This window comes from Streptosporangium sp. NPDC003464 (assembly GCF_053588315.1).
In genome coordinates, this window is the sequence record NZ_JBSFPS010000264.1 from 1 (window position 1) to 13,664 (window position 13,664).

The 13,664-nt window shown below is 71.9% G+C and carries 11 protein-coding genes; 2 read left to right on the top strand and 9 right to left on the bottom strand.

The features are described 5' to 3' along the window. The coding region (locus ACWDS7_RS39020) for a tripartite tricarboxylate transporter permease (RefSeq protein ID WP_451933354.1) at positions 1-687 on the top strand (687 nt) is incomplete at its 5' end. Between the two features lie 155 nt (positions 688-842). Here the strand turns inward: ACWDS7_RS39020 and ACWDS7_RS39025 are convergent. From ACWDS7_RS39025 to ACWDS7_RS39065, 9 genes are all read right to left on the bottom strand, one after another. Further along, entirely contained in the window at positions 843-1,211 is a 369-nt protein-coding gene (locus ACWDS7_RS39025; protein ID WP_451933355.1) for a hypothetical protein, read from the bottom strand. 244 nt (positions 1,212-1,455) lie between these two features. Then, complete coding sequence (gene gatB / locus ACWDS7_RS39030; protein ID WP_451933361.1) at positions 1,456-2,943, bottom strand: Asp-tRNA(Asn)/Glu-tRNA(Gln) amidotransferase subunit GatB; 1,488 nt, start codon at positions 2,941-2,943, stop codon at positions 1,456-1,458. 14 nt (positions 2,944-2,957) lie between these two features. Further along, entirely contained in the window at positions 2,958-3,536 is a 579-nt protein-coding gene (locus tag ACWDS7_RS39035) for a hypothetical protein (RefSeq protein ID WP_306864885.1), read from the bottom strand. Next, positions 3,533-4,621 carry an AAA family ATPase gene (locus ACWDS7_RS39040; protein ID WP_451933356.1) on the bottom strand — a complete coding sequence of 363 codons (1,089 nt, stop codon included), beginning with the start codon at positions 4,619-4,621 and terminating at the stop codon, positions 3,533-3,535. The genes ACWDS7_RS39035 and ACWDS7_RS39040 overlap by 4 nt, the downstream gene beginning before the upstream one ends. 39 nt (positions 4,622-4,660) lie before the next feature. Next, positions 4,661-6,151 (bottom strand): Asp-tRNA(Asn)/Glu-tRNA(Gln) amidotransferase subunit GatA, encoded by a 1,491-nt coding sequence (gene gatA, locus ACWDS7_RS39045; protein ID WP_451933357.1) that lies wholly within the window; start codon positions 6,149-6,151, stop codon positions 4,661-4,663. Further along, positions 6,148-6,447 (bottom strand): Asp-tRNA(Asn)/Glu-tRNA(Gln) amidotransferase subunit GatC, encoded by a 300-nt coding sequence (gatC, locus tag ACWDS7_RS39050; protein WP_306864877.1) that lies wholly within the window; start codon positions 6,445-6,447, stop codon positions 6,148-6,150. The genes gatA and gatC overlap by 4 nt, the downstream gene beginning before the upstream one ends. A gap of 153 nt (positions 6,448-6,600) precedes the next feature. Then, positions 6,601-8,682 (bottom strand): putative bifunctional diguanylate cyclase/phosphodiesterase, encoded by a 2,082-nt coding sequence (locus ACWDS7_RS39055; protein ID WP_451933358.1) that lies wholly within the window; start codon positions 8,680-8,682, stop codon positions 6,601-6,603. Between the two features lie 127 nt (positions 8,683-8,809). Further along, a complete protein-coding gene (gene ligA, locus ACWDS7_RS39060) occupies positions 8,810-10,990 on the bottom strand; it encodes an NAD-dependent DNA ligase LigA (RefSeq protein WP_451933359.1) in 2,181 nt (726 codons plus the stop codon). Positions 10,991-11,135: 145 nt separating this feature from the next. Then, positions 11,136-12,140, bottom strand: a complete 1,005-nt coding sequence (locus ACWDS7_RS39065) for a methionine synthase (protein ID WP_306864870.1) — start codon at positions 12,138-12,140, stop codon at positions 11,136-11,138. A gap of 198 nt (positions 12,141-12,338) precedes the next feature. Between ACWDS7_RS39065 and ACWDS7_RS39070 the strand changes: the two genes are divergently transcribed. Then, positions 12,339-13,493, top strand: a complete 1,155-nt coding sequence (locus ACWDS7_RS39070; protein WP_451933360.1) for a S8 family serine peptidase — start codon at positions 12,339-12,341, stop codon at positions 13,491-13,493. Positions 13,494-13,664: the final 171 nt, after the last annotated feature.

Sequence of the window (13,664 nt, forward strand, 5' to 3'; positions counted from 1 at the left end):
GAGATCCCCACCTTCCTGTCGTACTCGATCGAGAAGCGCCTGGCCCGCGGGACCGCCCGCGAGGAGTACGGCAAGGGCGCCATCGAGGGCGTCGCCGGCCCCGAGGCCGCCAACAACGCCTCGGCGGCGGGCACCCTCGTCCCGCTGCTCACCCTGGGCCTGCCCACCTCGGCGACCGCCGCGATCCTGCTGGCGGCCTTCCAGCAGTACGGCCTGCAGCCCGGTCCCCAGCTCTTCGACCACAACCCGGCGCTGGTCTGGGGCATGGTCGCCTCGCTGTTCATCGGCAACACGATGCTGCTGGTGCTCAACCTGCCGCTGGCCCCGCTCTGGGCCCGGGTGCTGCACATCCCCCGGCCCTACCTGTACGCGGGGATCGTGCTGTTCGCCGCCCTGGGCGTCTACGCGCTCAACTCCTCCTGGGTGGAGCTGGTCATCCTCTACATCTTGGGCATACTGGGCTTCGCGATGCGCCGCTTCGGGCTCCCGGTGGCCCCGGCCGTGATCGGCATGATCCTGGGCCCGATGGCCGAGATCCAGCTCCGCCGGGCCCTGGCCATCGGCGCGGGAGACGTGACGGTCCTGGTCAAGAGCCCGGTGGCGGCGGTGCTGCTGGTCGTGTCGCTGCTGGTGCTGGCCGCCCCGCTGGTCAGGAAGCTGGTCACCCGCCCGTCACGCGCCGCGTAGCCGTCCGGACGCCGGGCACCTGCCTGGACGGATGCCGGGCACGTGCCCGGGTGGACGCCGGGCGCCCGCCTGGGCGGACGCCGGGCACGTGCCCGGCGGCGCCGGGGCCGGCCCCGCCGTGCCGGGGATCGGCGGGGCCGCCGGTCCGGCCGGGGCTACCGCTGCTCCAAGGTGTCGACGGGCTCCTCCGCCAGGCGCCAGCCGTCCTCTCTGGCGAAATAGGAGCAGGAGGCCCATCCCGTGGTCCCCGCCGGCAGCCCGGAGGCCGACCTGCCGCCCAGACGGAACTTGCACCAGCCGCTGGAGGAGTCCAATATCTGGCCGTAATCGCCGTAGTAGAGAAGACCGATCACGTACGGGCCGCCGGGGGTGGAGCGCAGGCGGACGCCGTCGGCGATGATGACAGCATCCACCCCGAGAGCCGCCGAGAAACCGGGAGCACCGGCCTGAGCTGGGGTGACGGTCGCGAGCGTCCCGCCGGCGACGGCCAGTACCACGGCCATGAGCGCCAAATGCCTTTTCACGCGTTCTCCGATCCTGAGGGGCTGGACAGCGCCACAGAGAAAAGGGTGACTGACGTGATCACTGTGCAAGTAATCAATAATTGCGTCAATATGTGCGTGATATTAAAAATTGGAATTACCACATACAAAAGGCCCCGCCGATCTTTCGATCGGCGGGGCCTCCGCGGTCCGCCCGCGGGGTCTCCGTGCCGCCCACCGCGGGGTGGTCCAGGAAGGCCCGGACCGCCCGTGGGCGTCCGGACGGCTACTCGGAGACGCCGAGCCTGTCCAGCAGCAGCTCACGGGCCCGGCCCGCGTCGGCCTTGCCGCGGCTGGCCTTCATGACACCGCCGACGAGAGCGCCGACCGCGGCGATCTTGCCGCTGCGGACCTTGTCGGCGGCGGCGGCGTTGTCGGCCAGGACCTGGTCGATGATCGCCATCAGCTCGCCCTCGTCGTTGACGATCTGCAGGCCGCGCGCGGCGACCACCTCGTCCGGGGAGCCCTCTCCGTTCAGCACGCCCTCCAGCACCTGGCGGGCCAGCTTGTCGTTCAGCGCCCCCCCGGCGACCATCGCGCACACCCGGGCGATCTGGTCCGGGGTGATCGACAGCTCGCCGAGCGGGACCCCCGCCTCGTTGGCCCGGCGGGCCAGCTCGCCCATCCACCACTTGCGGGCGTCCGCCGGCGGCGCGCCGGCCGCGACCGTCGCCTCGACCAGGCCGATGGCGTCGGCGTTGTGCATGGCCGCCATGTCGAGGTCGGAGACGCCCCACTCCTGCTGGAGCCGCTTGCGCCGGGCGTTCGGCAGCTCCGGCAGGGCGGCCTTGAGCGAGGTCACCCACGCGACGTCGGGGGCGATCGGCACCAGGTCCGGCTCGGGGAAGTAGCGGTAGTCCTGCGCCTCCTCCTTGGACCGGCCCGAGGTGGTGGTGCCGCTGTTCTCGTGGAAGTGGCGGGTCTCCTGCAGGATCCGGCCGCCGCCGGCCAGGATCGCGGCCTGGCGCTCGATCTCGCCGCGGACCGCGCGCTCGACGCTGCGCAGCGAGTTGACGTTCTTGGTCTCGGTCCGGGTGCCCCACTCCGAGGAGCCGCGCGGCATGAGGGAGACGTTCACGTCGAAGCGCATGGAGCCCTCCTCCATGCGTACGTCCGAGACGCCGAGGCCGCGCATCAGCTCACGCAGCTCGGTGCCGTAGGCGCGGGCGACCTCGGGGGCGAGCCGGTCGGTCCCCGGGATCGGCTTGGTGACGATCTCCACCAGCGGGATGCCCGCGCGGTTGTAGTCGACGATCGAGTAGTCGGCGCCGTGGATGCGGCCGGTCGCGCCGCCCACGTGGGTGGACTTGCCGGTGTCCTCCTCCAGGTGGACCCGCTCGATCTCGATCCGCACGATCTTGCCGTCCACCTCGACGTCGAGGTAACCGTCGAAGCAGAGCGGCTCGTCGTACTGGCTGATCTGGTAGTTCTTCGGCATGTCCGGATAGAAGTAGTTCTTCCGGGCGAAGCGGCACCACTCGGCGATCGAGCAGTTGAGCGCCAGGCCGATGCGGATCGTCGACTCGATCGCCGCGGCGTTGGCCGTCGGCAGCGCCCCGGGCAGGGCCAGGCAGACCGGGCAGACGTGGGTGTTCGGCGGGGCGCCGAACGTGGTCGGGCAGCCGCAGAACATCTTCGACGACGTGCCCAGTTCGACGTGGGTCTCCAGGCCCAGCACCGGCTCGAAGCGCTCCAGCGCCTCGTCGTACGGCATGAGCGTTTCGGTGCTCACAGGTAACCAAGTCCCTTCAGTGCGTTCCTCGTCTCGGCGACCCAGTCTGCGTACGAGGGCACCTGAGCCAGGACCGCGAGATCGATGTTCCGTCCTATGTATTCGAAGTAGTCGCGGATGGGTTTCCCCCTCCGGGGCACGGTCGCGGCCAGGACCCGGCCGGGATCGGTGATCCGCTCGACGTCACGCGGCCGGGCGGGCAGCAGGCCGAGGTCGCTGCCCTCCAGGGCGGCCCACACCGCGCGGTCGGCCAGCAGCCAGCCCTCGGTCTCTCCCAGGCCGATGACCGGCACGAGATAGTGCGAGTGGTAGCGGACGCCGTCGGCCTTGCCGCCCGGCTTGCCGCGCTCCCGGATGTCGTCGTGGGTGAAGAGCAGATGGCAGTCCGCCGCGAGCTCCTCCAGCGCCGTGACCATGTGCTCCCGGCCGCACGAGACGACCTCCGTCGCCTCGACGTCGACCGCGTGCGGCGACATCCACGTCAGCTCGCGGAGCTGCCGGGAGATGACGGCGCCGAGGAAGCCCTCGTCGGCCTCTCCCTCCGCCACCAGCCCCGGGACCAGAGGACGGCTCATGCCGCGGCGCCCAGGTATTTGCGGACCTGTCTGGGCGAGACGAACGTGCCCGGCTCGCCGTCCGGCTGGACCGGTTTGGCCACGGTCACCCGGGAGACCCGGTCCCTGTCGGGGTCGACGCGGACCGCGGTGTCCAGGAAGGTCAGCGCGTCGGGGTCGGTCCGGTAGGTCTCGGCGACCACCACCGGGGAGTGGCTGGTGAGGATCACCTGCCGGTACGGGGCCGCCCCTCCGGGCTCGGTGATCCGCCGGCGGATCCGGCGGATCAGCTCGCCGAGGCGGCCCGGGTGCACGCCGTTCTCGATCTCCTCCACCAGCAGGGTGCCGGGGTGGTCGGGGTCGTGCAGGGCGGCGAGCAGGCCGAGGACGCGCAGGGTCCCGTCCGACAGCAGCGGGGCCGGCACCGCTCCCTGGCCGTCGACGACCAGGTCGAAGGAGCACTCCTCCCGGTCGGCCCGGGGCACCAGCCCGACCACGTCGGGGACCACACCGGCGAGGTCGACCACGAGGTCGGCCAGCGCCGCCGAGCCCGCCATCCGCCCGAGCACCGCGGCGAGGTTCGCGCCGTCGGCGGCCAGCGGCCCGCCGCCGGCCGGGCAGGACCGGCGGCGCATGGCCGCCGGCGACAGGGCGTAACGGTGCCACGACTGGACCGTACGGCGAGGCGTGATCTCCGGCTCCGGGTCCTCGACCATGAACTCCAGCAGCTCCTCCGGGAGCCGGTGGGCCACATGGCTGATGACGGCCCCGCTGGACCGGGGGATCCGCAGCACCATCTCCGCGCCCACGTCGAACCGGACCGGCAGCAGCGCGCCGGGCTCCGGGGAGACCAGGGCCTCCACCGAGACGACGAACCCGGGGACGGGAGTGCCCCGCGCGACCCGGTGGAACTGCTCCCCCGGCAGCCCGCGGCGCGCGCCGAGCAGCCCGCCGGATCCGGCGATCTCGTCGGCGACGTATCCGACGGCGTCGAACAGGTTCGACTTGCCGCTGGCGTTGGGGCCGACCAGCGCGAGGAAGGGCGGCACGTCGAGGACGAAGTTCAAGAAGGACTTGAACCCGTCGATCTCGAGCCGAGTGATCATGCCGCCGTTCCCCCCAGTCGCCCTATCGCCTCGAAAGCCCTACAGTGCCGGGGCTTTGGACAGCAGGCTGCCGCCCCAGCGGTCTTCGAGGGCCTTCTCCACCGCGGCGGCGACCCGGTAGCAGCGGTCGTCGCCGAGCACCGGGGCCATGACCTGCAGGCCGACCGGCAGTCCGTCCTCGTCCGCCAGGCCGCACGGCACCGAGATGCCCGCGTTGCCCGCCAGGTTGGTCGGGATGGTGCACAGGTCGGCGAGGTACATCGCCATGGGGTCGTCGGCGCGCTCGCCGATCGGGAACGCCGTGGTCGGCGTGGTCGGCGAGACGAGCACGTCCACCTGGTGGAAGGCCGCGTCGAAGTCGCGGGCGATCAGCGTGCGGACCTTCTGCGCCTGGCCGTAGTAGGCGTCGTAGTAGCCGCTGGACAGCGCGTAGGTGCCCAGGATGATGCGCCGCTTGACCTCGGGGCCGAACCCGGCGGCCCGGGTCAGCGCCATGACCTCCTCGGCGCTGCGCGTGCCGTCGTCGCCGACGCGCAGGCCGTAGCGCATGGCGTCGAAGCGGGCCAGGTTGGACGAGGCCTCCGACGGCGCGATCAGGTAGTAGGCCGGCAGGGCCGTGGTGAACGACGGGCAGGAGACCTCGACGACCTTGGCGCCGAGCGACTCCAGCAGCTCGACGGTCTCGTGGAAGCGGGCGAGCACGCCCGGCTGGTAGCCGTCGCCGCCGAACTCCTTGACCACGCCGATGCGCAGCCCGGCCACGTCACCGATGCGGGCCGCCTCGACGACCGAGGGCACCGGGGCGTCGATGGAGGTGGAGTCCATGACGTCGTGGCCGGAGAACGCCTCGTGCAGCAGCGCCGCGTCCATGACGTTGCGGGCGAAGGGGCCCGGCGTGTCGAGGGAGCTGGCGAAGGCGATCAGGCCGTAGCGGGACGAGCCGCCGTAGGTCGGCTTCATGCCGACGATGCCGGTGACCGCGGCGGGCTGGCGGATCGAGCCGCCGGTGTCGGTGCCGGTGGACAGCGGGGCCTCGTAGGCCGCGACCGCGGCGGACGAGCCGCCGGAGGAGCCGCCCGGGACCCGGGACAGGTCCCACGGGTTGCGGGTGGGGCCGTAGGCCGAGTTCTCGGTGGAGGAGCCCATCGCGAACTCGTCGAGGTTGGTCTTGCCGAGGATCACCAGCCCGGCCTCGCGCAGGCGGCGGGTCACGGTGGCGTCGTACGGCGGGCGGTAGCCCTCAAGGATCTTGGATCCGGCCGTGGTCGGCATGTCGAGGGTGGTGAAGACGTCCTTGTGCGCGATCGGCACACCGGCCAGCGGGCCGGGGTTCTCCCCGGCGGCCAGGCGGGCGTCGACGGCGCGCGCCTGCTCCAGCGTGGTCTCCGCCTCGACGTGCAGGAAGGCGTTGACCTGCGGATCGACGGCGGCGATCCGGTCGAGATGGGCCTGGGCGACCTCGACGGCCGAGACCTCACCGCTCGCGACCAGCGCGCCGAGCTCGGCGGCGGACTTGTGGATGAGGCTCATGCTTCCTCCCCGAGGATGCGCGGAACACGGAAGCGGCCGTCCTCGACCGCCGGGGCCTCGGACAGCGCGTTGTCGGGCGCCAGGCCGGGCCGCACCTGGTCGGGGCGGTAGACGTTGGTGAGCGGGAGCGCGTGCGAGGACGGCGGGATGTCGTCGGCCGCCACCTCGGCGACGCGGGCGACCGCACCGATGATCACATCGAGCTGGGCGGCGAAGTGGTCGAGTTCCTCATCGGCCAGCGCCAGCCGGGACAGCCGGGCGAGGTGAGCGACCTCGTCGCGGGTTATGGCGGACATGAGTCGTTGAACCCGTTTCGTGGAATGGCAATTGGACACTGTCATCTTAGGGCTCGTGACCTAACGTGCCTGACCCATTAACGTCGCGGTGGCCACCCGGGGCCCGCCCGGCGGCGCGGATCCCGGCCGCGGTCTCAGCGTGTCACCGGAGCGCTAGGCGGTCTGCGGGTCGAGGACCTCGGAGGGGTTCAGGAAACGGAGAGCGGGCGTGGCCGGGTCACGCTGCCTGCGGAGCCAGACGGTCGCGTCGACGGCGGACATGGGCTCGGCGAACAGCCAGCCCTGGGCGAGATCACACCCCATGGCGGTCAGGCAGGCGGCCACCTCGGCCGACTCGACGCCCTCGGCCACCGAGCGCAGGCCGAGTGAGCGGACCAGGTCGACGATGGAGCGGACGATCCGCTCGTCGTCCTTGGACTCGCAGATCCTGCGGACGAACGAGGCGTCGATCTTCACCTCGGAGACCGGCAGGCGCTGGAGCCGGACCAGCGAGGAGTAGCCGGTGCCGAAGTCGTCCAGCGCGAGCGGCACGCCCAGAGAGGTCAGGGCGCGGACGGCGTCGGCGGTGTATGCCTGGTCGGTCATCAGGATGCGTTCGGTGACCTCGAGCTGGATCGCCATGGGGGGCAGCCGGTATTGGGCCAGGCCGGCCTCCAGCCGGTCGGGGAGGGCGGAGTCGAGCAGGTCGCGGGCGGAGACGTTCACCGAGATCTGCTCGTGCAGGCCGGTGTGCCACCAGTGAGCCGCCTGTTCCAGGGCGGCGTCGATGACGTACTGGGTGAGGTGCCGCATGAGATACGACTGCTCGGCCATCGGCACGAACTCCCCCGGGGAGATCATCCCCCGCTCGGGGTGCCGCCAGCGCAGCAGCGCCTCCACGCCCCGCACCTGCCCGCTGGCCAGGTCGAGCTTGGGCTGGTAGTGGAGCCGGAGCTCGGAGCGGTCGATGGCCCGGCGCAGGTCACCGATGAGGTTGAGCCGTTCGGGGCTGTTGCGGTCTTTGTCGGCGACGTAGAGCTCGACGCCGGTCCGCCCCTCCTTGGCCAGGTACATCGCCACGTCGGCGCGTTGCAGCAGCAGCTCGAAGTCGGGCGCGTGATCGGGGTAGAGGGCGATGCCGACCGAGGCGTCCAGATCGAAGGTCATCCCCTCCAGGCGGACCGGCTCGGTGAGGGCCACCCGCAGCCGCGCGGCCACTTCCCGGGCCGCGGCGGCGTCCCTGATCGAGGGCAGCAGCACCGCGAACTCGTCGCCGCCGAGCCGGGCCACCACGTCGCCCGGCCGTACGCTGTGGGTGAGCCGGTGCGCCACGATCTGCAGCAGCCGGTCGCCCACAGGGTGGCCGAGGGTGTCGTTGACCTCCTTGAACCTGTCGAGGTCGAGCAGGAACAGGCCGACCCGCTCGCCCGTGCGCGCCTCGGCGAGCGCCTCCTCGGTGCTGAGCACGAGCATCTTGCGGTTGGGCAGCCCGGTGAGCCCGTCGTGCATCGCCTGGTGGTCACGGCGGACCGACAGGGTGGCGGTGAAGTAGACCGCGGCCAGCGGCGCGACGAACAGCGGCACCAGCGCCGGGGAGTGGTTCAGCACCACCACGACCAGCGGGGCCAGCCCGAGCAGCCCGGCGTAGACCAGGCTCTGGTGGCCGATCGTGGTCCTGATCACCCGGTTGATCGAGCGGCGCTCGTGCAGCGCCACCGCGCCGGAGACCAGCAGCGCCCGGACCACGAAGTAGGCGAGCCCGGCCGGCCCGATCGCGAGCATGTCGGGCCCCTCGGGCACCCAGGGGGCCCCGGGCTCCGGGGAGTTGCCGAACAGCGCGAGCACCACCCCGGCCGCGGTGCAGGCCAGCGTCGCCTGGGCGATGTTGAACATGACCCGGTGCCACGCCTTGCGGGTGACGGCGCCGTTGACGATCATGCCGACCGCCTGCATCAGCACGGCGATCGGCAGCCCGTAGTGGAGCAGCGCGGCGAAGGTGAACATCGTCGACGGGTAGGTGCCGCCCACCGTGATCGACGACGACAGCAGCACCGGCCGCAGCTCGCCCAGGACGACCAGGACCGTCAGCATCCAGAACAGCGGGCTGCGGGCGGTGTCGGCCAGCGCCTGCGGGCTGATCCACCACTGGGCCGCGACGAGGGCGGTGGACCCGATCGTGATGACGGCGGCGAGGTAGGCCCACAGGGGTGAGCCCACACGCGGCCCGGTGTCGCGTGTGTCGTTTGGGTCGGCCATGAGTAACAAAACCCCCATTAGTTCACTATGGGAGAGTACGGCCTCTGGGCCACTTCGCGAAACCGGTTGCGCACGTTCCGTTACCGCTCATTCCGACATCCGCCCCCGCCACGGCTCCCGTCCGTCCTCACTCCTCGGGCTCGACCACCGTCGCGGCCGCCGCCTCCGGCCCCTCGGCCAGCAGGACCCGCAGGCCCTCCTCGTCGAGGATCGGCACGCCGAGCTTGACCGCCTTGTCGAACTTCGATCCGGCGTTCTCGCCCGCCACCACGTAGGAGGTCTTCTTCGACACCGAGCCCGACACCTTGCCGCCCCGGGCCGCGAGGGCCTCGCCGGCCTCGTCGCGGGTGAAGTCCTCCAGCGTGCCGGTCACCACGAAGGTGAGTCCCGCCAGGGTCTGCGGGAGCTGCTCGGCCGGCGGCTCGTCCTCCATCCGGACCCCCGCGGCCTTCCACCGCTCGACGATCTCCCGGTGCCAGTCGACCTGGAACCAGTCGTGGATGGCGGCGGCCACCCGCGGGCCGACGCCCTCGACCGCGGCGAGCTCCTCCTCCGAGGCGCTCGCGATCGCGTCGATCGAGCGGAACTCGGCGGCGACGGCCTGGGCGGTGGGCGGGCCGACGTGCCGGACGGAGAGGGCGACCAGGACCCGCCAGACCGGCTGGTCCTTGGCCCTCTCCAGCTCCTCCAGCATCTTCTCGGCGTTCTTGCTGGGCTCGCCGCTCTGGTTGGCGAAGAAGGAGACGACCTTGGGCTCGCCCGTCTCCGGATCGGTCTTGGGCAGGCCGGTGTCGGGGTCGCGGACGACCGACCGGATCGGCAGCAGCCGCTCGATGGTCAGGTCGAACAGGTCGGCCTCGGTGCGGACCGGCGGCTCCTGCGGCGGCAGCGGCTGGGTCAGCGCGGTGGCCGCCACGTAGCCCAGGCCCTCGATGTCGAAGGCCCTGCGCCCGGCGGCGAAGAAGAGCCGCTCGCGGAGCTGGGCGGGGCAGGCCCGGGTGTTGGGGCAGCGCAGGTCGGCGTCGCCCTCCTTCTCATAAGCCAGCTCGGTGCCGCACTCCGGGCAGTGCGTCGGCATCACGAACTCGCGCTCGGTGCCGTCGCGCAGGTCCACGACCGGGCCGACGATCTCGGGGATGACGTCGCCGGCCTTGCGCAGCACCACGGTGTCGCCGACGCGCACGCCCTTGCGCGCGACCTCCGAGCCGTTGTGCAGCGTGGCGCGCTCGACCGTGGAGCCGGCCACGACGATCGGCTCCATGACGCCGTACGGCGTGACCCGGCCGGTGCGCCCGACCCCCACCTGGATGTCCAGGAGCTTGGTGTTGACCTCCTCGGGCGGGTATTTGTAGGCGATCGCCCAGCGGGGCGCCCGGCTGGTGGAGCCCAGGTTGCGCTGGAGCTCGATGCGGTCCACCTTCACCACGACGCCGTCGATCTCGTAGACGGGGTCGTGGCGGTGCTCGCGGTAGAACTCGACGAAGGCGTTGATGCCGTCGAGGTCGTCGACGACCTTGTAGAGATCGCTGACCGGCAGGCCGAACTCCCGCAGCCGCTCGTAGACCTGGGACTGGGTCCGGGGCAGGGCGGGCCCCTCCCACCTGCCGACACCGTGGACGATCATGTGCAGCGGGCGCTGCGCGCTGATCCGCGGGTCCTTCTGCCGCAGCGAGCCGGCCGCCGCGTTGCGCGGGTTGGCGAAGGGCGCCTTGCCCGCCTCGACGAGCTGCTCGTTGAGCTTGGCGAACCCCTCGACGGGCAGGTAGACCTCGCCCCGGACCTCCACCAGCTCGGGCACGTCGTCACCGGCCAGACGGTGCGGCACGCCGGCGACGGTGCGCACGTTGGCCGTCACGTCGTCGCCCACGCGGCCGTCACCCCGGGTCGCGGCCCGGACCAGGCGGCCCTTCTCGTAGACCAGGGCGATCGCCAGGCCGTCGATCTTCAGCTCGCACAGATAGGGCGCCGGGTCCCGCTCGGCCAGCCGCTCGGCCCGCGACTGCCAGGAGGCGAGGTCGTCGGCGTTGAAGGCGTTGTCCAGGCTCTCCATCCGCTGCAGGTGGGCGACCGGCGTGAAATCGGTGGAGATCGGCGCGCCGACCTTCTGGGTGGGCGAGTCGGGCGTGCGCAGGGTCGGGTGGTCGTCCTCGATCCGGCGCAGCTCCCGCATCCACGTGTCGTACTGGGCGTCGCTCACGGTGGGCGAGTCGAGCACGTGGTAGCGCCAGTTGGCCTCCTCGACCAGCTCGGCCAGCTCCGCGTGCCGATCCAACGCCGCCACCGGCACACCTTCGACCTCAGCGCTCATCGCCCGGCTCTCCCCTCATCCGTACAGCCAAGGGAAACGCTATCGCCGGGGACCGACATCGCGCGGCGGCCTTACCCGGAGATGGCAGACCCTCCCCGCCGGGGACCGGCCGGTCCGGGTCGCCGGGCCGGCCGGGAGGGAGCGGTCACTCGCCGGGGTCCTCCCTCAGCACCCGGGCCGCCTCCCGGCACCTGGCCAGAGCCGCTCTGGCGTAGGCGGGCGAGGCTCCGGCCAGCCCGCAGGCTGGGGTGAGCACGACCTGCGAGGCCAGGGTGGCGGCGGGGAAGCCGAGACGGCGCCAGAGCTCGACGGCGGGCTTGGCGACCACGCCGACGTCGGGCAGCCGGGAGTCCACGCCGGGCACGGCGCCGAGGAGGATCGCCATGCCGGCTTCGATCACCTCGCCGATCGCGTCCTCGTCGCGCCGCCGCAGCAGGGAGGCGTCCACGGACACGCCGCCGGCGCCCGCCGTCCGCAGCAGGTCGAAGGGCACGTCGGGGGCGCAGCAGTGCACCACCGTGAACGCCCCGGCGGGCAGCACCGCCCTGAGCCGCTCGGTGGCGACGGGGACCTCGACGGCGGGCAGCCGCCCGAAGCCCGACGCGGTCGGCACCGTGCCGGCCAGGACGCCCGGCAGCCCGGGCTCGTCGAGCTGGAGCACGATCTCCGAGGCGCCCGGCACCCTGCGGCGCACGTCGGCGACGTGCGCGGCGAGCCCCTCGGCGAAGGAGTCCACCAGGTCGCGCACGGCCCCGTCGTCGGCGAGCGTCTTGTCGCCGTGGCGCAGCTCGACCGCCCCGGCCAGGGTCCACGGCCCGCACACCTGGATCTTGAAGGGTCCCTCGTATCCCTGGGCCGTCTCCTCCAGCGCGTCGAGATCCCGGACGAGGTGGTCGCGGGCCCGCTTGGAGTCGCGTCCCGGGCGGTCGGTGAACCGCCAGCCGGACGGCTGCACCTCCACCGGGAGCTCCACCAGCAGCGACGCGGTGCGCCCGACCATGTCGGCGCCCACCCCGCGCGCGGGCAGCTCCGGTAGATACGGGAGTGCGGGCAGCTCGCCGAAGACGACTCTGAGCGCCTCCGCGTGATCCGTCCCGGGGTGCGACCCGATGCCGGTCGCGGTCGCCTCGCCCCACGGATATCCGCTCATGCCCGCTCCCGGCCGCGTCCGCCGAGGGGACGTGAGCGGTCGCCCCGGTGCGCGCCGGCTCGCCTGCTTCGCTCGTTCACGACAGCCAGCTTAGGACCGCCGGGTGCCACCTCCGCCGGGAGAATCCGTCCCCGCGGTGACGGAACTTGATCAAGTTGAGTAGGGTTTTGCCGGTTATTCACCCGCCTTGGGGGACGCATGATGATCGGTCGGGCGCTCGTCGCGGTGTCGGTGCTGCTGACTGTCGGGGCCGCGGGGGTCCCGGCGGCCGGGGCGGCCGAGCCCGACAAGTGCGCGCCCGGGCGGGGCACGACGAGCATCGGGGAGTCCTGGGCCCAGCGGCGGTTCAACCTGCCCGAGGCGTGGCGGCTGACCAGGGGCGCGGGGGTGACCGTCGCGGTCGTCGACAGCGGTCTGGACACCGGGCATCCCCAGCTGAAGCAGGGCACCGCGGAGGAGGTCACCGGCACCGGGGGACGCGACTGTTTCGGCCACGGCACGGAGGTGGCGGGCATCATCGCCGCGACCCCGATGAAGGGCGTCCTGTTCACCGGGGTGGCGCCGGACGTGAAGCTGATCTCCGTCAAACACACCGACGACGGCCGGGGAGACGTGAAGATGCTGGCGCTGGCCATTGTGAAGGCCGTCCAGCTCGGCGCCGACGTGATCAACGTGTCCGCCCAGGCGAGCGACAACCCCGACCTGCGCAACGCCACCGCCTACGCGCTGGCCAAGAACGTGGTGGTGGTCGCCGCGGCGGGCAACGTCGAGAAGGACGACGGCTCCCCCGCGCCCGCCTATCCGGCCTCCTACCCCGGAGTCGTGTCCGTCGGCTCCGCCGCCCCCGACGGGAGCAGGGCCGACTCCTCCAACCCCGTCACGCCCATCACCGTGCTGGCCCCGGGCACGGGGCTCACCAGCACCTGGCCCGGCAGCCTCTACCAGGAGAACCTGGAGGGCACCAGCTACGCGGCGGCGTACGTGACCGGGGTCGTCGCGCTGGTCCGCTCCCGCTACCGGGACCTGACCAACGAGGAGGTGGGGCGGCGCATCGCGCTGACCGCCAACGGCGGCGCCGGGAAGGGGACCGGCGCGGGGATGATCAACCCGCTGCTGGCCATCTCGGCGATCCTGCACTCGGAGACGGTGGCGCTCGCACCGCCCGAGCCCGCACCCCTGCCCGCCGACGCGATACGGCACGCTACGCCGGAGAACGCCGAGAGCATCGCGATGGCGACGCGGATCGCCCTGATCTCGCTCGCCGCGGTCGCCCTGGTGACCCTGGGTAGCCTCACGATTCCTTTGGGGCGCAGCCGCAGGTGGCGGGCGGGGGCTCCGGATAACGGGACGTGAAAGACATGTGAAATCGGTGAACTACAGGGCGCTCCTTTGCTTTGATAGCTATAGATCAACTTATTAGTAGCTTTACCGGTAGTTGAGGTGGAAGGAATGCAATGGGGGATTTGAACCCATTACTGCCCGAAGATCCAGAACGCGTCGGTGTTCACATCCTCGTCGGGCGGC

What these genes read in the sequence shown, in the direction of transcription:
- ACWDS7_RS39065 (WP_306864870.1), bottom strand. Translation starts at nt 12,140, where the DNA reads ATGAGCGGATATCCGTGGGGCGAGGCGACCGCGACCGGCATCGGGTCG.
- ACWDS7_RS39035 (WP_306864885.1), bottom strand. Translation starts at nt 3,536, where the DNA reads ATGAGCCGTCCTCTGGTCCCGGGGCTGGTGGCGGAGGGAGAGGCCGAC.
- gatB (WP_451933361.1), bottom strand. Translation starts at nt 2,943, where the DNA reads ATGCCGTACGACGAGGCGCTGGAGCGCTTCGAGCCGGTGCTGGGCCTG.
- ACWDS7_RS39070 (WP_451933360.1), top strand. Translation starts at nt 12,339, where the DNA reads ATGATGATCGGTCGGGCGCTCGTCGCGGTGTCGGTGCTGCTGACTGTC.
- ligA (WP_451933359.1), bottom strand. Translation starts at nt 10,990, where the DNA reads ATGAGCGCTGAGGTCGAAGGTGTGCCGGTGGCGGCGTTGGATCGGCAC.
- gatA (WP_451933357.1), bottom strand. Translation starts at nt 6,151, where the DNA reads ATGAGCCTCATCCACAAGTCCGCCGCCGAGCTCGGCGCGCTGGTCGCG.
- ACWDS7_RS39040 (WP_451933356.1), bottom strand. Translation starts at nt 4,621, where the DNA reads ATGATCACTCGGCTCGAGATCGACGGGTTCAAGTCCTTCTTGAACTTC.
- ACWDS7_RS39055 (WP_451933358.1), bottom strand. Translation starts at nt 8,682, where the DNA reads ATGGCCGACCCAAACGACACACGCGACACCGGGCCGCGTGTGGGCTCA.
- gatC (WP_306864877.1), bottom strand. Translation starts at nt 6,447, where the DNA reads ATGTCCGCCATAACCCGCGACGAGGTCGCTCACCTCGCCCGGCTGTCC.